General features: G+C 60.3%; 19 protein-coding genes. All 19 read left to right on the top strand.

The genetic code is table 11. The features are described from left to right. The first annotated feature begins 63 nt into the window (after nt 1-63). The 19 genes from fabF (at nt 64) to PspCFBP13508_RS05135 (ending at nt 18,654) form a co-directional block, all read left to right on the top strand. Nucleotides 64-1,308, top strand: coding sequence for a beta-ketoacyl-ACP synthase II (gene fabF, locus PspCFBP13508_RS05225; RefSeq protein WP_137213889.1), 1,245 nt, complete (start codon nt 64-66; stop codon nt 1,306-1,308). After that, nucleotides 1,308-2,123 carry an aminodeoxychorismate lyase gene (gene pabC, locus PspCFBP13508_RS05220; protein ID WP_125917279.1) on the top strand — a complete coding sequence of 272 codons (816 nt, stop codon included), beginning with the start codon at nt 1,308-1,310 and terminating at the stop codon, nt 2,121-2,123. The genes fabF and pabC overlap by 1 nt, the downstream gene beginning before the upstream one ends. A gap of 3 nt (nt 2,124-2,126) precedes the next feature. Then, the gene (gene mltG / locus PspCFBP13508_RS05215; RefSeq protein WP_137213888.1) at nt 2,127-3,296 is read left to right on the top strand and encodes an endolytic transglycosylase MltG; all 1,170 of its coding nucleotides are present in this window, start codon (nt 2,127-2,129) and stop codon (nt 3,294-3,296) included. Between the two features lie 19 nt (nt 3,297-3,315). Further along, entirely contained in the window at nt 3,316-3,948 is a 633-nt protein-coding gene (tmk, locus tag PspCFBP13508_RS05210; protein ID WP_016770985.1) for a dTMP kinase, read from the top strand. Beyond that, nucleotides 3,941-4,924 (top strand): DNA polymerase III subunit delta', encoded by a 984-nt coding sequence (locus tag PspCFBP13508_RS05205; protein WP_137213887.1) that lies wholly within the window; start codon nt 3,941-3,943, stop codon nt 4,922-4,924. Before tmk ends, PspCFBP13508_RS05205 begins: the two co-directional genes overlap by 8 nt. A 42-nt stretch (nt 4,925-4,966) precedes the next feature. After that, a complete protein-coding gene (locus tag PspCFBP13508_RS05200) occupies nt 4,967-5,323 on the top strand; it encodes a PilZ domain-containing protein (protein ID WP_016770983.1) in 357 nt (118 codons plus the stop codon). 15 nt (nt 5,324-5,338) lie between these two features. Beyond that, nucleotides 5,339-6,130 carry a TatD family hydrolase gene (locus PspCFBP13508_RS05195; RefSeq protein WP_116658525.1) on the top strand — a complete coding sequence of 264 codons (792 nt, stop codon included), beginning with the start codon at nt 5,339-5,341 and terminating at the stop codon, nt 6,128-6,130. 351 nt (nt 6,131-6,481) lie between these two features. Next, the gene (locus PspCFBP13508_RS05190) at nt 6,482-7,120 is read left to right on the top strand and encodes a TetR/AcrR family transcriptional regulator (protein ID WP_016770981.1); all 639 of its coding nucleotides are present in this window, start codon (nt 6,482-6,484) and stop codon (nt 7,118-7,120) included. A gap of 138 nt (nt 7,121-7,258) precedes the next feature. After that, nucleotides 7,259-8,227: a radical SAM protein gene (locus PspCFBP13508_RS05185; protein WP_137213886.1), complete on the top strand. Its 969-nt coding sequence runs from the start codon at nt 7,259-7,261 to the stop codon at nt 8,225-8,227. Between the two features lie 128 nt (nt 8,228-8,355). Continuing rightward, nucleotides 8,356-8,961 (top strand): DUF4823 domain-containing protein, encoded by a 606-nt coding sequence (locus PspCFBP13508_RS05180; RefSeq protein ID WP_016770979.1) that lies wholly within the window; start codon nt 8,356-8,358, stop codon nt 8,959-8,961. A gap of 14 nt (nt 8,962-8,975) precedes the next feature. Further along, nucleotides 8,976-9,536 carry a DUF1285 domain-containing protein gene (locus PspCFBP13508_RS05175; protein WP_016770978.1) on the top strand — a complete coding sequence of 187 codons (561 nt, stop codon included), beginning with the start codon at nt 8,976-8,978 and terminating at the stop codon, nt 9,534-9,536. 192 nt (nt 9,537-9,728) lie between these two features. After that, nucleotides 9,729-10,445 (top strand): FadR/GntR family transcriptional regulator, encoded by a 717-nt coding sequence (locus PspCFBP13508_RS05170; RefSeq protein WP_130888455.1) that lies wholly within the window; start codon nt 9,729-9,731, stop codon nt 10,443-10,445. Nucleotides 10,446-10,578: 133 nt separating this feature from the next. Then, on the top strand, nt 10,579-11,454 hold the full coding sequence (locus PspCFBP13508_RS05165; RefSeq protein WP_137213885.1) for an SMP-30/gluconolactonase/LRE family protein: 876 nt from the start codon (nt 10,579-10,581) through the stop codon (nt 11,452-11,454). 269 nt (nt 11,455-11,723) lie between these two features. Continuing rightward, complete coding sequence (locus PspCFBP13508_RS05160) at nt 11,724-12,542, top strand: SDR family oxidoreductase (RefSeq protein ID WP_130911809.1); 819 nt, start codon at nt 11,724-11,726, stop codon at nt 12,540-12,542. Nucleotides 12,543-12,679: 137 nt separating this feature from the next. Beyond that, entirely contained in the window at nt 12,680-13,684 is a 1,005-nt protein-coding gene (locus PspCFBP13508_RS05155) for a substrate-binding domain-containing protein (protein WP_137213884.1), read from the top strand. Between the two features lie 53 nt (nt 13,685-13,737). Further along, nucleotides 13,738-15,285, top strand: coding sequence for an L-arabinose ABC transporter ATP-binding protein AraG (gene araG, locus PspCFBP13508_RS05150; RefSeq protein WP_041479431.1), 1,548 nt, complete (start codon nt 13,738-13,740; stop codon nt 15,283-15,285). A gap of 12 nt (nt 15,286-15,297) precedes the next feature. Next, nucleotides 15,298-16,266: an L-arabinose ABC transporter permease AraH gene (gene araH, locus PspCFBP13508_RS05145; RefSeq protein WP_038861078.1), complete on the top strand. Its 969-nt coding sequence runs from the start codon at nt 15,298-15,300 to the stop codon at nt 16,264-16,266. Nucleotides 16,267-16,945: 679 nt separating this feature from the next. Beyond that, on the top strand, nt 16,946-17,659 hold the full coding sequence (locus PspCFBP13508_RS05140; protein ID WP_016770970.1) for a GntR family transcriptional regulator: 714 nt from the start codon (nt 16,946-16,948) through the stop codon (nt 17,657-17,659). Next, nucleotides 17,656-18,654, top strand: a complete 999-nt coding sequence (locus tag PspCFBP13508_RS05135) for an ADP-ribosylglycohydrolase family protein (protein ID WP_137213883.1) — start codon at nt 17,656-17,658, stop codon at nt 18,652-18,654. The genes PspCFBP13508_RS05140 and PspCFBP13508_RS05135 overlap by 4 nt, the downstream gene beginning before the upstream one ends. The last annotated feature ends 35 nt before the right edge of the window (nt 18,655-18,689 follow it).

The raw sequence follows: 18,689 nt of genomic DNA, 5'->3' as shown, positions 1-18,689 counted from the left end.
TCATGGCGTGCGGTTTTTTCTTTAGGCCTGATGCAAAGTCGTCATTTGAAAAAGGAGAGTGCTGTGTCGCGTAGACGCGTCGTAGTCACCGGTATGGGTATGTTGTCGCCACTGGGCACGGATGTGCCGAGCAGTTGGCAGGGCATTCTGGCTGGCCGCAGTGGCATTGGTCTGATCGAACACACCGACCTTTCTGCCTATTCGACCCGCTTTGGCGGTTCGGTCAAAGGCTTCAATGTCGAGGAATACCTGTCGGTCAAGGAAGCGCGCAAGCTCGACCTGTTCATTCAGTACGGCCTCGCCGCAGGCTTTCAAGCCGTGCGCAACGCCGGTCTGGAAGTCACTGATGCCAACCGTGAACGCATTGGCGTGGCCATGGGTTCGGGTATCGGCGGTCTGACCAACATCGAAGAGACCAGCCGCACCCTGCACGAGACCGGCCCACGGCGGATCTCGCCGTTCTTTGTGCCTGGCTCGATCATCAATATGATTTCCGGTTTCCTGTCGATCCATCTGGGCGCACAGGGACCCAACTACGCCATCGCCACCGCGTGCACCACCGGTACGCACTGCATCGGCATGGCGGCGCGCAACATCATGTACGACGAAGCCGACGTGATGATTGCCGGCGGTGCGGAAATGGCTGCCTGCGGTCTGGGCATGGGCGGCTTCGGCGCGTCCCGTGCGCTGTCGACCCGCAACGACGAGCCGACCCGCGCCAGCCGTCCGTGGGACAAGGGGCGTGACGGATTTGTCCTGTCCGACGGCGCCGGTGCGCTGGTCCTCGAAGAGCTCGAACACGCCAAGGCCCGTGGCGCGACGATCTACGCCGAGCTGATCGGTTTCGGCACCAGTGGCGATGCGTTCCACATGACCTCGCCACCCGCCGATGGTGCCGGTGCCGCGCGCTGCATCACCAATGCCCTGCGCGATGCGAAAATCAACGTCGACCAGGTGCAGTACATCAACGCCCACGGCACCTCGACCCCGGCCGGCGACCTTGCCGAAGCCAATGCGATCAAGTCGGTGTTCGGCGATCACGCCTACAAACTGGCCGTCAGCTCGACCAAGTCGATGACTGGCCACCTCTTGGGTGCGGCGGGCGCGGTCGAAGCGATCTTCAGTGTGCTGGCGATCAACAGCCAAGTGGCGCCGCCGACCATCAACCTTGATGAGCCGGACGACGGCTGCGATCTCGATTTCGTCGCGCACACCGCGCGTAACATGGACATCGATGTCGTGCTGTCCAACTCCTTCGGTTTTGGCGGCACCAACGGCACGCTGGCGTTCCGCCGGTTCGCAGGCTGATGGACAGCTGGGTCGACGGTCAACCGGCTGACGCGCTGTCGCTGAAAGATCGCGGCCTGGCTTACGGCGATGGTCTGTTCGAGACCATTGCCGTGCGCAGTGGACAGCCGGTCCTGCTGGATCGACACCTGACGCGTCTGGCTGATGGCTGCGCGCGTCTGGCCATTGCGACCGATCTCGAGCTGGTTCGCCATGAGCTGCTCAGCTATGCCGCTGCGATGGGCGAGGGCGTGCTCAAGCTCATCCTCACGCGTGGCGACGGCTTGCGCGGTTATGCGCCCGATCCTGCGGCGCAGGGCCGACGCATTCTGCAAGGCAATCCGCCGGCGGCTTATCCTGCTGCCCATGCCGAGCACGGCATCCGCCTGTTTCCCTGCAACACGCGTTTATCTACGCAGCCGTTGTTGGCCGGGCTCAAACATCTGAATCGACTGGAGCAGGTACTCGCCCGCGCCGAATGGCAGGACAGCGAGCATGCCGAAGGCTTGATGCTTGATCAGGCCGGGCGCGTCGTTGAGGGCGTGTTCAGCAATATTTTCCTGGTGCGCGACGGTGGCTTGATCACGCCCGACTTGAAGCGCTGCGGCGTCGCTGGGGTGATGCGCGCGGAAATATTGTTTCAGGCCGAGTCACTGGCCATCCCCACGCAAATCGCCGATATCAGCCTCGAACAGCTGCAATGGGCTGATGAAGTGTTTGTCTGCAACAGCGTTTATGGCGTCTGGCCGGTACGCGCCTGTGCTGCACTGAGCTGGCCGGTTGGCCCGCTCACCCGTAAACTGCAAACCATTGCCCGCGCGCTACTGGATGCTTGATTCGTGAGACGTAAATTTCTGCTGCTGCTGGAAACCGGACTGGTTCTGGCAGGGCTGCTGTTGGGCGCCAGCGCCTGGAAGATTCATTCGGCGCTGGAACAGCCCCTGAACATCCCGCAGGAACAAATGCTGGATGTGCCGAAAGGCTCTACACCGACCCGTACCTTCCTTGAACTCGAAACCGATGGCGTCATCAAGGACGCGTTCTGGCTGCGCGTCTACTGGCGCTTCAATCTTGCTGGCACGCCGATTCACAGCGGCGAGTACCGCATGCAGCCGGGCATGACCGTCAACGGTCTGATCGATTCGTGGAAGCGCGGCGACGTGGTTCAGTACAGCCTGACCCTGGTCGAAGGCTGGACTTTCCATCAAGTGCGCGCCGCCCTGGCCAAGGACGACAAGCTCGAGCAGACCCTCAACGGTCTGAGCGACGGCGACGTCATGGCCAAGATTGGCCACAAGGGCTTGTTCCCTGAAGGCCGGTTCTTCCCGGACACCTATCGGTTCGTGCGCGGCATGTCCGATGCCGAGCTGCTGAAGAAGGCCTTTGACCGCCTCGACGAAGTGCTTGCCAAAGAGTGGGCGCAGCGATCTGCCGATGTGCCTTACAGCGAACCTTATCAAGCGCTGATCATGGCCTCGCTGGTCGAGAAAGAGACTGGCGTTCCGCAGGAGCGCGGGCAGATTGCCGGAGTGTTCGTACGGCGCATGGCGCTGGGCATGCAGTTGCAGACCGATCCGACAGTGATCTATGGCCTCGGCGATCGTTACACCGGCAAGCTGACCCGCGCGCATCTGAAAGAACCGACACCCTATAACACCTATGTGATTCCCGGTTTGCCACCGACGCCGATTGCGATGGTCGGGCGCGAAGCGATTCATGCTGCGCTCAACCCGGTGGAAGGCAGCAGCCTGTATTTCGTCGCCCGTGGCGATGGCAGCCATGTGTTCTCCGATGATCTGGATGCGCACAACAACGCGGTGCGCGAATACCAGCTCAAGCGCCGCGCCGATTACCGTTCCAGCCCGGCACCAGTAACCGCGCCGGCCACCGATGAGGCGATTCCGGCGGCATCGCCGAACACCGCGCCCGAGGCGCTGCCGCAAGTGCCGCCGCAAGAACCTGCGCCAGCCCCGGAACCGAACGCCGCTGCACCACAGAACGCGCAATGACTTTGATGAAGGACTGCCTGTGACTGGCTTGTTTATTACCCTGGAAGGCCCGGAAGGCGCGGGCAAGAGCACCAACCGCGAATACCTCGCCGAGCGCCTGCGCGCCGCCGGTATCGAAGTGCTGCTCACCCGTGAGCCTGGCGGTACGCCGCTGGCCGAGCGGATTCGTGACGTATTGCTGACCCCGGCCGACGAAGTGATGCATCCGGACGCCGAGCTGCTGCTGGTGTTCGCCGCCCGCGCCCAGCATCTGGCAGAGGTGATTCGCCCGGCGCTGGCCCGTGGCGCTGTGGTGCTGTGCGATCGTTTCACCGACTCGACATACGCCTACCAGGGCGGCGGTCGCGGTTTGTCGCTTGAGCGCATCGCCACCCTGGAAACTTTCGTGCAGGGCGACTTGCGGCCCGATTTGACACTTATTTTCGATCTGCCCGTAGAGATCGGTCTGGCCCGCGCCAGTGCCCGTGGCCGACTGGACCGTTTCGAACTCGAAGGCCGGGCGTTTTTCGAGAACGTGCGCAATGCGTTCCTGAAGCGCGCCGAAGCCGACCCGTCGCGTTACGTGCGCATCGATGCCGGTCAGCCATTGGCCAAGGTCCAGCAATCGCTGGACACCTTGCTGCCGAATTTGCTGGAGCTGGCCCGTGGCTGAGGCCTATCCATGGCAGGACAGCCTCTGGCAGCAACTGGCCGGACGCAGTCAGCATGCCCACGCGTATCTGCTGCACGGTCCGGCCGGGATCGGCAAGCGTGCGCTCGCCGAGCGTTTGATGGCCAGTCTGCTGTGTCAGCGCCCGACGCCCGAGGCGTGTGGCGAGTGCAAATCCTGCCTCCTGCTCAGGGCCGGCAGCCATCCGGACAATTACATTCTCGAACCGGAAGAGGCGGACAAGGCGATCAAGGTCGATCAGGTTCGTGATCTGGTCAGTTTCGTCGTGCAGACCGCGCAGCTCGGCGGGCGCAAAGTAGTGTTGATCGAGCCGGTCGAGTCGATGAACATCAACGCTGCCAACGCCTTGCTCAAAAGCCTTGAAGAGCCGTCCGGCGATACGGTGCTGCTGTTGGTCAGCCACCAGCCGAGCCGTTTGTTGCCAACCATCAAGAGCCGTTGCGTGCAGCAGGCCTGCCCGCTGCCGGGCGAGGCGATGAGCCTGCAATGGCTGGCCCAGGCGCTGCCGGATTGCTCGGAAGAAGAACGCGTCGAACTGCTGACGCTGGCCGCCGGGTCGCCGCTGATGGCCGTCAGCCTGCAATCGCAAGGTGTGCGTGAACAGCGCGCGCAAGTTGTCGAAGGCGTGAAGAAGTTGCTCAAGGGCCAGCAATCGCCGACGCAACTGGCGGAAGAGTGGAAAAGCATTCCGATGTTGCGTCTGTTCGACTGGTTCTGCGACTGGTCGAGCCTGATCCTGCGCTATCAACTGACTCAGGACGAAACCGGCCTCGGCCTGGCAGATATGCGCAAGGTCGTGCAGTACCTGGCGCAGAAAAGCGCGCAGGGCAAAGTGCTGGATATTCAGGACTGGATTCTCGCCCAACGGCAGAAAGTGTTGAGCAAGGCCAACCTCAATCCGGCCCTGTTGCTGGAAGCATTGTTGGTGCAATGGGTGGGATTGCCTGGTCAAAGATAAGAATGTGTACCTAGACTCTGAAGATCAGCAGTGGAGGTGAACATGATTGAACCTGTCAGCCCGGGGCCGCGTAACGGCATCTTGTCCCTGACCATCAAGGACAAGTCGGTCCTTTACGCCGCCTACATGCCGTTCATCAAGAATGGTGGCCTGTTCATCCCGACCAACAAAAGCTACCGGTTGGGCGACGAGGTGTTCATGCTGTTGCACCTGATGGATGAAGCGGAAAAAATTCCCGTCGCCGGCAAAGTCGCCTGGATCACCCCCAAAGGTGCACAAGGCAATCGCGCCGCCGGTGTCGGCGTGCAGTTCAATGACGGCGACGACACTGCGCGCAGTCGCATCGAAACTCATCTGGCCGGAGCGCTGAAATCCGACCGTCCCACTCATACGATGTAAGTTGCAGTCCTTTTTATGCTCGTAGATTCCCATTGTCACCTTGATCGTCTCGACCTCGCCGCCCATGACGGCTCACTGGATGCCGCACTCGCTGCGGCCCGCGAGCGTGGGGTCGGACACTTTCTGTGCATCGGCGTCAGCGCCGACAACGCCGCCGACGTCAAAGCTCTCGCCGAGCGGTATGCCGATGTCGATTGTTCGGTCGGCGTGCATCCGCTCGATGTACAACCGGGCGCGGCGCCAGCACTGGACTGGCTGCTGCACGAACTCAATCATCCGAAAGTGGTGGCGATCGGCGAAACCGGTCTCGACTATCACTACGAGCCGGAAGCCGCCGAGTTGCAGCAAGAGTCGTTTCGCCTGCACCTGCAAGCGGCGCAGCAGACCGGCAAACCGGTGATCATCCACACCCGTGGCGCCCGTGCCGACACCCTCGAACTGCTGCGCGAAGCGGCGCTGCCCCAGGCGGGCGTGTTGCATTGCTTCACCGAAGACTGGGACATGGCCAAGGCGGCACTGGACATGGGCTATTACATTTCCCTGTCGGGAATCGTCACGTTCCGCAACGCCGATGCCTTGCGTGACGTGGCGAGCAAAGTGCCGGCCGATCGCCTGCTGGTGGAAACCGACTCGCCGTACCTGGCGCCGATCCCGTATCGCGGCAAGCCGAACCTGCCCCAGTACGTGCGCGAAGTCGCGGAGTTTCTGGCGATGCTGCGTGGTGAGAACTACGAGCGCTTTGCCGAGCAGACCACAGAGAACTTCAAGCGTCTGTTCCCGCTGGCGAGTGTTAAATCTGCGCTGTGACGGCAGGCCAAATCGCAGGCAAAAAAAACCCGGGTTCTGGGGGGTGAATCCGGGTTAAGACCATTAGGAGTAAAACAAAGGCACGCGGTCCGTTGGTACCTTTACCGGCGCGACACTTGGGGGAGATGTCGCCCGACAGTTCAAGTATTGATCAGTCTGGCGTGCAGTCCAGTGAGCCGGTCGGGGTTTTTAAACAAATTTGGAATACGTTTGCTTCAGTTGAGTTCTCATTGCACCTGAATCGTTCTCGAAATGAACAAGAAACACAGATTTGGTCGATGAACCGTGCTTTTTTGCGCAAGTTAGGCATAATACGCGGCTTCGAATTTTGACCCTTCAGACCTTTTTCTTATGCATAAAGAACCTCGTAAGGTCCGTGAATTTCGTCGCCGCGAGCAGGAAATTCTCGATACCGCGCTCAAGCTGTTCCTCGACCAGGGTGAAGACAGTGTCACCGTCGAGATGATTGCTGATGCCGTGGGTATCGGCAAAGGCACGATCTACAAGCACTTCAAATCCAAGGCGGAGATCTACTTGCGCCTGATGCTCGACTACGAGCGCGATCTGAACGAGCTGCTGCATTCGGCGGATGTCGACAAGGACAAGGAAGCTCTGTCGCGCGCCTACTTCGAATTCCGCATGCGCGACCCGCAGCGCTATCGCCTGTTCGACCGCCTCGAAGAGAAAGTGGTCAAGGGCAATCAGGTGCCGGAGATGGTCGAGGAGCTGCACAAGATCCGTGCCTCGAACTTCGAACGCCTGACGCTGCTGATCAAGGGTCGCATCAGCGAAGGCAAGCTCGAAGACGTGCCGCCGTACTTCCACTACTGCGCATCCTGGGCGTTGGTGCACGGCGCGGTGGCGCTGTATCACTCGCCGTTCTGGAGCAATGTGCTGGAAGATCAGGAAGGCTTCTTCCAGTTCCTGATGGACATCGGCGTGCGCATGGGCAACAAGCGCAAGCGCGACCCGGAAACCCCGAGCACATAAGTCATTCAGCGGGCTGATTGCGCCGTGTTTTCACAACATGGCGCAATAGCGCAGGAATATACTCAGGCATAGGGCTTGCTAAAACCTGATTTCTCAGTCAAGTTTTGCTCGCTCGATTTTCTTTCGCCGGAGTGTTTCATGATCGTTGACCGTCAAGGCAGGCGTTTTCGCAATCTGCGCATCAGCCTGACCTCTGCCTGCAATTACGCCTGTACCTACTGCGTGCCCAACGGCAAGCGGTTGGTCGCTGCGCAGGATGAACTGTCGGCCGAAGCCATGGCACGCGGCGTCGAATACCTGATCGAAGCCGCCGGCATCGAGCGCCTGCGCATCACCGGCGGCGAGCCACTGGTCACCCCCAAACTCGAATCGTTCATGACTGCCGTCGGCCAGATGGGCCTCGACGACATCAGCCTGACCACCAACGGTCAACTCCTCGCGAAAAAACTGCCGCTGCTGGTCGACGCCGGTCTGCGTCGAATCAACGTTTCCCTTGATACTCTTGATGCCGCTGCGTTTCGCAGCATCGCCCGTGGAGGTGATCTGGCCAGCGTGCTCGATGGCATGGATCAGGCTGCCGCCGCCGGGATGAAGATCAAGGTCAACATGGTGCCGTTGCGCGGGCAGAACCTCGATCAGGTCATGCCGCTGCTTGATTACTGTCTGGAGCGCGGCTTCGAACTGCGTTTCATCGAGCTGATGCGCATGGGCCACCTGGCTAAGGATTCCAATGCCTTCCTGCAGCAGTTCGTCAGCCTTGAGCAGTTGCTCGGCCTGATCGGCGAACGTTATGAATACGCCCAGACCGACGCACCGGTGGACGCCACTGCCGTGCGCTATGCGATTCCCGGTCGCGGCAATTTCGGGGTGATCGCCAACGAAAGCGTGCCGTTCTGCCGCACCTGCTCGCGTTTGCGCCTGTCATCGACCGGTTGGCTGCATGGCTGCCTGTCGTCGAGCAACCGCCACTATGTCGGCGATCTGCTCGACAAGCCGCGCCATCAGGCATTGCCAGCGCTGCAACGTTTGCTGGTCAAGGCGTTGGGTGACAAGCAGGAGGTGGCGTTCTCTGGCGGCGCTACTGTCATGAAGATTATTGGCGGCTGATCGGCCGCTTTCGCGAGCAGGCTCGCTCCCACAGGGGAAAGCCTTTTACTGAATTTGCCGAGCTGGCGCAAAAGCTGCATCCAACGGCCATTCGCCGGTTTTCCGACACCGGCTTCTGGAGGAATAGGATGCGTAGCCTGGTTTTGCTGCTGGCCGTTTTGGCGCTTGGCGGCTGCATGAATGTCAGCGATATGGCCGAAGGCACTCGCTATCACATGAGCGATGCGGGGCTTCTGGACCACAGCGACAGCCGCCGGGTGAACAACCTCCGCATCCAGCCGGACTCGTTCATCTTCATCGCCCAGGGCGCGTTCGCACCGCCAGGTGGTTCTTATCCACGGCCAAACGTGGTCGCCGAAGAAGCCTTCAAGGGCTTTGTCGAATATTTCCCGATGGTCCGCCGCGCCCGTGCGCCGGAAGGCCTCGACCAGGCCATGGGCGAAGCCCGTGATGCCGGCGCGCATTATCTGCTGTACACACGTTTCGCCAAGGCTGACGACCGCATCGGCAACTCTGACGAGTGGCTGGATCAAGAAGCCGTGGATCGCCTCGGTATCGATGGCGGCGTGATTCAGATCATGTTGATCGAGACCAGCACCCAGTATTTGATTGATACTGCACGGATCAAGAGTCGTGGCGGTTTACTGACGTTCCATGACTCCAAACCCGAAGACCTCATCGGTCCGCCACTGGCGCAATACGCACGCAGCCTGCTGGGGATCGGCGACCAGTAATCAAGGAGTACGCCATGAGTGACCCGCAAACAGCCAATGACCTGCTGGGGCAGATCCCCAAGACCAAAGGCCTGCCACCGGTGCATTTGTGGAACCCGGATTTCTGCGGCGACATCGACATGCGCATCGCCCGCGACGGCACCTGGTACTACCTGGGCACGCCGATCGGGCGCAAGCCAATGGTCAAACTGTTCTCCACCATCATCCGCCGCGACGGCGATGATTATTTCCTGATCACTCCGGTCGAGAAGGTCGGCATCAAGGTCGATGACGCGCCGTTCGTGGCGGTTGCCGTGGAAGTGCAAGGCGAGGGCGAGGCGCAGGTTTTGCGCTTTACCAGCAACGTCGAGGAGACCATCGAGGCGGGGGCTGAACATCCCATCCGCGTGGAGATCGATCCTGAGACCCAGGAGCCTGCGCCCTATGTGCATGTGCGCAGCAACCTTGAAGCGCTGATTCACCGCAATGTGTTTTACCAGTTGGTGGAACTGGCGGTGAGCCGCGAGATCGATGGTCAGCGCTGGTTGGGCGTGTGGAGTGGCGGCGAATTCTTTCGCATCGGCCTGGAGCCCTGACTCAACATCAAAATGTGGGAGCGAGCCTGCTCGCGAACGCGCTGTATCAGTCGCCAGCAATGTTGACTGACACGGCGCTTTCGCGAGCAGGCTCGCTCCCACAATGGTTTGTGCAAGCTGAAAAAATCCGATTGACTGTTAATCGTATGATGATTAGCGTAGGCACCCATCGCGATTCGCCTTGAGGTGTTCATGTCCAGCAGCTTTCATGCGTCGACCGTTGACTGGCTGGGCAGCTGGATTGCTGCCGGTCAGGTCAAGCCGGGGCAGACCATCAAGGTCGAGGCGGATCTGGGCGAGCAGCTTGGTGTCAGCCGCACGGTGATTCGCGAAGCCATCAAAACCCTCGTCGCCAAAGGCATGCTCGAAGTCGGGCCGAAAGTCGGCACGCGAGTGTTGCCGGTCCGGCGCTGGAATCTGTTCGATCCGCAAGTGGTCGGTTGGCTATCGCGCAACGGCTTGCCGGAAAACTTCGTCGATGACCTGCTGGATTTGCGCCGCACCATCGAGCCGATGGCGGTGCGCTGGGCCTGTGAGCGCGCAACGCCGGAGCAGATCGAAGCGGTGCAATTGGCTTTCAACGCACTGGAACGTGCCGTTGACAGTGGCATCGATTACAACCGTGCCGACCAGGCTTTCCACGAATGCATCCTGGCCGCCAGCCATAATCAGTTCATCGAACAAATGGTCCCGGCCCTCGGCGCGTTGCTGGCGGTGTCATTCGAAGTCTCCGCCGCCGACCCCGATGAACTGCGCCGCACCTTGCCGATCCATAAAGACATGGCCGATGCCATCGCCGCGCGCGATTCGACCCGTGGCGTGTGGGCGTGCATGACCTTGATCGACAACGCCGACCTGGCGATAAAACGCTTTTACCCGAAAGTCATGGCCAGTAAAAAAGCTAGCTGAAAATGTCGAGACATCCTGTGGGAGCGAGCTTGCTCGCGAATGCGTCAGGTCAGATAAATCATCATTGACTGACACTCCGCCTTCGCGAGCAAGCTCGCTCCCACAGTAAAACAACAACTCAGAAGGACTTGATATGCCGTTCACCGCCCTGACCCAACACCGCGCGCAACTCGGCGAAGGCCCGTTCTGGGATGCGCCGACCCAAGCGTTGTACTGGGTCGATATCGCCGGTAAACAAGCGTTGCGCCTGATCGGTCAGAACGTGCAGATCTGGCAGATGCCCGAGCACATCTCCGCCTTCATTCCTTGCGCCAGCGGCGATGCGTTGGTCACGCTCAGCAGCGGTGTCTATCGGCTGGATCTCGATTCGCCCGGCCTCGAGCCACGCTTGACGTTGTTCTGCGTCGCCGACCCGCAACCGGGCAACCGCCCCAACGAAGCCCGTTGCGATGCCTTGGGCCGGTTGTGGTTGGGCACCATGCAGAACAACATTGGTGAGTACGGCGAGGATCTGCCGCTCGTACGCCGTTCCGGAGGCCTGTTCCGTATCGATCCCGATCAGCGCGTGACACCGCTGCTGCTCGGTCTGGGCATTCCCAACACCCTGCTGTGGAGTGACGACGGCACCACGCTGTTGTTTGGTGAAAGCCTCGACAGCACGCTCAATCGATATTTCATCCGCACCGACGGCAGTCTTGATGCGCCGCAGGTGTTTTACTCGTCCGATCAATACGGCGGTCCCGATGGCTCCGCGATGGACACCGAAGGCTACGTGTGGAACGCGCGTTGGGACGGCAGTTGTCTGTTGCGCCTGACGCCGGACGGGCAGGTCGATCGTAAAATCGATTTGCCTGTCAGTCGCCCGACCAGTTGTGTGTTCGGTGGTGAAGACCTGAAAACCCTGTTCATCACCAGTGCCAAGAGCCCGCTGAATCATCCTCTGGACGGTGCGGTGCTGAGCATGCGCGTTGATGTTGCAGGAAAACTCTGTACGCGTTTTGCTGGTTAAATCCCAAAATATGGGATGCAAAATTATATATTGAGATTATTTGGCGGTCGGGTTTATAGTCGGCTCCAGCAGTAACACGCACTCACACTTAAAAAGAACAAAACAGGTGAAGTGATGCAGCGAATTCTTGTCGCCCGCGCAAGCGGGATCCGCCTTTCGTCACGGCTTGATGCCGGCGGCGACGCTTGCCTGTTTGTTTTCCCCAGCCGTCAGAACCGGACATCGACCGATGCCCGGTTTTTTGCGCCTGCGTGCAGGAGGCCTGAGCCATGGCTGAAGCGCTGACATTGCCGCAAATGCCGGCGCCGCCGAAAGGCGAGCGCCTGAAAAACAAGGTCGTGCTGCTGACCGGGGCCGCTCAGGGCATCGGCGAAGCCATCGTTGCCGCGTTCGCCTCGCAGCAAGCTAGATTACTCATCAGCGATATCCAGGCCGACAAGGTCGAGCAGGTCGCCGCTCACTGGCGCGATCAGGGCCATGACGTACAGGCGCTCAAGGTCGACGTATCGAATCAGCAGGATCTGCATGCCCTGGCCCGACGCGCCGTGGAATTGCATGGCCGCATCGATGTGTTGGTCAACTGTGCCGGGGTCAATGTGTTCCGCGATCCTTTGCAGATGACCGAAGAGGACTGGCGCCGCTGCTTCGCCATTGATCTGGACGGCGCCTGGTACGGCTGCAAAGCGGTGCTGCCGCAGATGATCGAGCAGGGCGTGGGCAGCATCATCAACATCGCCTCGACTCATTCCAGCCACATCATTCCCGGCTGCTTTCCGTACCCGGTAGCCAAGCACGGCTTGCTCGGCCTGACCCGTGCACTCGGCATCGAATACGCGGCCAAGGGCATTCGCGTCAACGCCATCGCGCCGGGCTACATCGAAACGCAGCTGAACGTCGATTACTGGAACGGCTTTGCCGACCCACACGCCGAACGGCAGCGCGCCTTCGACCTGCATCCGCCCAAGCGCATCGGCCAGCCGATCGAAGTGGCAATGACCGCAGTGTTTCTGGCCAGCGATGAGGCACCGTTTATCAATGCTTCGTGCATCACCATCGATGGTGGTCGCTCGGTGATGTACCACGACTGAATAAAACGGATTTCCAGCGCTGAACTACGCTTGAAATCCAATCATCATACGATATGACTATTTTCAAACAGCTTCACTGAGAACACGCTTCAACGCTTTTCAAACCTTGCTCAAAAAAAATAACAAGGAGTCATCTGATGAAACGTCGTTTCGGGATTCGTACCCTGTGCAGCACTGCCCTGGCGGTCACTGCGTTCAGCCTGAGCAGTGCGCTGCTCGCCGCCGACGCGGTGAAGATCGGTTTTCTGGTCAAGCAGGCCGAAGAACCGTGGTTCCAGACCGAATGGGCTTTTGCCGAAAAAGCCGCCAAGGACAAAGGCTTTGAACTGATCAAGATTGCCGTACCGGATGGCGAGAAGACCCTCTCGGCCATCGATAGTCTGGCCGCCAACGGCGCCAAGGGTTTTGTGATCTGCCCGCCGGACGTGTCCCTCGGCCCGGCGATCATGGCCAAAGCCAAGATCAACGATCTGAAAGTGATTGCCGTCGACGACCGTTTTGTCGATGCCAACGGCAAGTTCATGGAAGACGTGCCGTACCTGGGCATGGCCGCGTTTGAAGTCGGCCAGAAGCAGGGCGCCGCCATGGCCGCCGAAGCGAAGAAGCGCAACTGGGACTGGAAAGACACCTACGCGGTGGTCAACACCTACAACGAACTCGACACCGGCAAGAAGCGCACCGACGGTTCGGTCGATGCCCTGAAGAAGGCCGGCATGCCGGAGGACCACATCCTCTTCGCCGCGCTGAAAACCCTCGACGTACCGGGCAGCATGGACGCCACTAACTCGGCGCTGGTGAAACTGCCGAGGGCGGCGAAAAACCTGATCATCGGCGGCATGAACGACAACACCGTGCTCGGCGGCGTGCGCGCCACCGAAGCGGCCGGGTTTGCCGCGAGCAACGTGATCGGCATCGGCATCAACGGCACCGACGCCATCGGCGAATTGAAAAAGCCTAACAGCGGCTTCTTCGGTTCGATGCTGCCAAGCCCGCACATCGAAGGCTACAAAACCGCCGAGATGATGTACGAGTGGATCACCGCCGGCAAAGAGCCGCCGAAGTACACCGCCATGGATGACGTCACCCTGATCACCCGCGAAAACTTCAAGCAAGAGCTGGAAAAAATCGGCTTGTGGAACTGAGGCAGCGACGGCCCGGGCAGCCGGGCCGTTTTTCGGTGTGAAGAGGTGGCTTTATGCACGCGCAAGTACAGACACAAGAACAACACGGCGCCAGCGGCAGCCTGCGCTTCAACGGGATCGGCAAGACCTTTCCCGGCGTGAAAGCGCTCGACGGCATCAGCTTCGTCGCCCACCCCGGCCAGGTTCATGCCTTGATGGGCGAGAACGGCGCGGGCAAATCGACCCTGCTGAAGATCCTCGGTGGCGCTTACATTCCGAGCAGCGGCGAGCTGCAGATCGGCGAGCAGGCGATGGCGTTCAAGTCCACCGCTGACAGCATTGGCAGCGGCGTGGCGGTGATTCACCAGGAACTGCATCTGGTCCCGGAAATGACCGTGGCCGAGAACCTGTTTCTTGGCCATCTGCCGGCCAGTTTCGGCCTGATCAATCGCAGTGAACTGCGGCAGAAAGCCTTGAATTGCCTGAAAGGCCTGGCCGACGAAATCGATCCGCAAACCAAGGTCGGACGCTTGTCGCTGGGTCAGCGGCAGTTGGTGGAGATCGCCAAGGCGCTGTCGCGCGGCGCTCACGTTATCGCTTTCGACGAACCGACCAGCAGCCTATCGGCACGCGAGATCGATCGCTTGATGGCGATCATCGGTCGTCTGCGCGACGAGGGCAAAGTGGTGCTCTACGTTTCCCATCGCATGGAAGAAGTCTTCCGCATTTGCGACGCCGTCACCGTGTTCAAGGACGGCCGCTACGTGCGTACCTTCGACGACATGAGCCAGTTGACTCACGATCAACTGGTGACCTGCATGGTCGGCCGCGATATTCAGGACATCTACGATTACCGCCATCGCCCGCGTGGCGCCGTGGCGTTGAAAGTCGACGGCCTGCTCGGCCCGGGTCTGCGCGAGCCGATCAGTTTCGAAGCGCACAAGGGCGAAATCCTTGGCCTGTTCGGCCTGGTCGGAGCAGGGCGCACCGAGCTGTTTCGCCTGCTCAGCGGCCTGGAACGCAACACCGCCGGCCGTCTCGAATTGCGCGGCCATGAGCTGAAGCTGCGCTCGCCGCGTGACGCGATTGCCGCCGGCATTCTGCTCTGTCCTGAAGACCGCAAGAAGGAAGGCATCATCCCCCTGGCCAGTGTCGCCGAGAACATCAACATCAGTGCCCGTGGTGCGCATTCCGGGCTCGGCTGCCTGATCCGCGGTCTGTGGGAAAAGGGCAACGCCGACAAGCAGATCAAGGCCCTGAAAGTAAAAACCCCGCACGCCGGCCAGCAGATCAAGTTCCTTTCCGGCGGCAATCAGCAAAAGGCCATTCTCGGTCGCTGGCTGTCGATGCCGATGAAAGTCCTGCTGCTCGACGAACCGACCCGTGGCATCGATATCGGCGCCAAGGCCGAGATCTACCAGATCATTCATAACCTCGCCGCCGACGGTATTTCGGTGATCGTGGTGTCCAGCGATCTGATGGAAGTGATGGGCATTTCCGACCGCATCCTGGTGCTGTGCGAAGGCGCCCTGCGCGGCGAAGTCAGCCGCGACCAGGCCAATGAATCCAACCTGCTGCAACTGGCTTTGCCACGCCACCGCGCTGACGGCGTGGCGAACTGAGAGGTGACTATGATGACTACGCAAAACGAAACCCTGCCGACCGAGCGCAAACCGCTGGACCTGCGGCGCTTCCTCGATGACTGGGTCATGCTGCTGGCGGCGATCGGCATCTTTGTCGCCTGCACCTTGCTGATCGACAACTTCCTCTCGCCGCTGAACATGCGCGGTCTGGGTCTGGCGATTTCCACCACCGGCATCGCTGCGTGCACCATGCTTTATTGCCTGGCGTCCGGGCACTTCGACCTCTCGGTCGGCTCAGTGATCGCCTGTGCCGGCGTGGTCGCGGCGGTGGTGATGCGTGACACCAACAGCGTGTTTCTCGGGGTCAGCGCAGCACTGGTGATGGGCCTGATCGTTGGTCTGATCAACGGCATCGTGATTGCCAAGTTGCGCGTCAATGCCTTGATCACGACGCTGGCGACCATGCAGATCGTGCGCGGTCTGGCCTATATCTTTGCCAACGGCAAAGCGGTCGGTGTTTCGCAGGAATCGTTCTTCGTCTTCGGTAACGGCCAGCTTTTCGGTGTGCCGGTGCCGATCCTGATCACCATTGTCTGCTTCCTGTTCTTCGGCTGGCTGCTGAACTACACCACCTACGGGCGCAACACCATGGCCATCGGTGGCAACCAGGAAGCGGCGCTGCTGGCGGGTGTCAACGTTGACCGGACCAAGATCATCATCTTCGCCGTGCATGGTTTGATCGGTGCGCTGGCGGGTGTGATTCTGGCCTCGCGGATGACTTCCGGGCAGCCGATGATTGGTCAGGGTTTTGAACTGACGGTGATCTCGGCTTGCGTGCTGGGCGGGGTTTCGTTGAGTGGCGGCATCGGCATGATTCGTCATGTAATTGCCGGGGTGTTGATTCTGGCGATCATCGAAAACGCGATGAACCTGAAGAACATCGATACGTTTTATCAGTATGTGATTCGTGGTTCGATTCTGTTGCTGGCCGTGGTCATCGACCGCTTGAAACAGCGCTAACGTCAAAAGCTACCCCTCACCCCAGCCCTCTCCCAAAGGGAGAGGGGGCCGACCGAGGTGTCTTGCGTTCTACATCGACCTGAAAGATCGGGTCGATTGTGGGTTCGCTAAAGCAACATCAGTTCGGCGCATTTCCTGAGCACTCCCCAATCAGTTCCCTCTCTCTCCCCGGAGGGAGAGGGGGCCGACCGAGGTGTCTTGCGTTCTACATCGACCTGAAAGATCGGGTCGATTGTGGGTTCGCTAAAGCAACACCAGTTCTGCGCATTTCCTGAGCACTCCCCAATCAGTTCCCTCTCTCTCCCCGGAGGGAGAGGGGGCCGACCGAAGTGTCTTGCGTTCTACATCGACCTGAAATATCGGGTCGATTGTGGATTCTCTAAAGCAACATCAGTTCGGCGCATTTCCTGAGCACTCCCCAATCAGTTCCCTCTCTCTCCCCGGAGGGAGAGGGGGCCGACCGAGGTGTCTGCGTTCTACATCGACCTGAAATATCGGGTCGATTGTGGATTCGCTAAAGCAACATCAGTTCGGCGCATTTCCTGAGCACTCCCCAATCAGTTCCCTCTCCCTCCGGGAGAGGGCTAGGGTGAGGGGCTTTTGATTTTGCTCTTCCCATCGGTCACCTCCCTCAAATTTTTGTTGCCCGCCACGCACCGTTTCGGTTATCAATTTGTACATGATTAGACAGGTACGATTCGACAAGAAACAAAGGGTGGTCGACGAGCTCGTCCGACGCATCGAAAGCGGCCTCATGGAGGACGGCTTTCTGTTGCCCGGCGAACATCAGTTGGCTCAGGAATTCCAGGTCAGCCGTGGCACCTTGCGTGAGGCGCTGGCCGAACTGAAGCGGCGTAATTACATCGCCACGCAGAGCGGTGTCGGTTCCATCGTCACTTTCGACGGCGTCGCGCTGGATCAGCGCAGCGGCTGGGCGCAGGCGTTGGCCGACAGCGGGGCGCTGATCAATACCGAAGTGTTGCGTCTCGAGGCGGTGACTCGCCCGGATCTGCTGGTGCGTTTCGGCACCGATCAATTCATCACCCTCGACCGTCGCCGGCGCGCCACCGACGGTACGCTGGTGTCTCTCGAACGATCCTTGATGCCGGCCAACGGCGGCCTGGAAAGCCTGCCTCGCGTCGGTTTGATCGACAATTCCCTGACCATCACCCTGGCCGCCTACGGCTATATCGGCGAGCGCGGCGATCAGTGGATCGGCGCCGAGCCGCTGAATGCCGAAGACGCCGAGCTGCTCGGCCGTCCGGTCGGCACGGTGTTTCTCAAAGCCCTGCGCACCACCTACGACCGGCAGAACCGTTTCATGGAGCAGGTCGAAAGCCTGCTCGACCCGGTGCACTTTCGTCTGCACCTGCAATTCGGAGAATCGAAATGACCGCGCTCAACCGTGCGCTTGGCGCTTTCTATGGTCTGGCCCTGGGTGACGCGCTGGGCATGCCGACGCAGTCGCTTGATCGTGAAACGATCAAGGCGCGCTTCGGCCAGATCACTGATCTGCAAGACGCTGGCCCACTGCAACCGATCGCCGCGAACATGCCCAAAGGCTCGATCACTGATGACACCGAACAGGCGATTCTGGTCGGCGAGTTGTTGGTCGAAGGTCACGGCCGCATCGAGCCGGCGGTCCTCGCCCAACGCTTGATCGAATGGGAAGCCGAGATGCAGGCCAAAGGCTCGCAGGACTTGCTTGGCCCGTCGACCAAACGCGCCATTGAAATGATCCTCGCCGGGCATTCCCCGGAAGAAGCCGGGCGCTACGGCACCACCAACGGCGCAGCGATGCGCATCACCCCGGTGGGCATTGCCGCGAACGTGGCCGATCCGCAGCGCTTCATCGCGGCGGTCGTGCAGGCTTGCCAAGTGACGCATAACACCACGCTGGGGATTTCCAGTGCGGCGGCGGTGGCGGCGGTGGTCTCCGCTGGCATCAATGACGTCGATCTCGGCGAGGCGCTGAACCTTGGCCAGCAGATCGCTCAGCAAGCCGAAGCGCACGGGCATTGGGTGGCCGGCGGGCGCATCGCCTCGCGCATCAGCTGGGCGCGCAGCATCAGTGTCGACAGCGACAAGGCGCTGCTGGCGGATCTGCTCTACGACGTAATCGGCACATCGGTGGCTTCGCAGGAGTCGGTGGTGGTTTCATTCGCCCTGGCCCAGCAAGTGGCCATCGGTGAAATGACGGCATTCGAAGCGTTATGCATGGCTGCCAGCCTAGGCGGCGACACGGATACCATCGCGGCGATTCTCGGCGCCATGCTCGGGGCTTGCCTGGGGCTTGAATGCTGGCCGGAGCAGATGATCGAGACGGTGAAAACTGTTAATCAGCTGGAGCTTGAACCTTTGGTGCAGGGGCTGTTGGCCTTGCGTTGACTGGCTGGCCTCTTCGCGAGCAGGCTCGCTCCCAC

Source organism: Pseudomonas sp. CFBP13508, from assembly GCF_005233515.1.
GTDB lineage: Bacteria > Pseudomonadota > Gammaproteobacteria > Pseudomonadales > Pseudomonadaceae > Aquipseudomonas > Aquipseudomonas mercuritolerans.
This window is presented reverse-complemented; position numbering and strand designations above follow the sequence as displayed.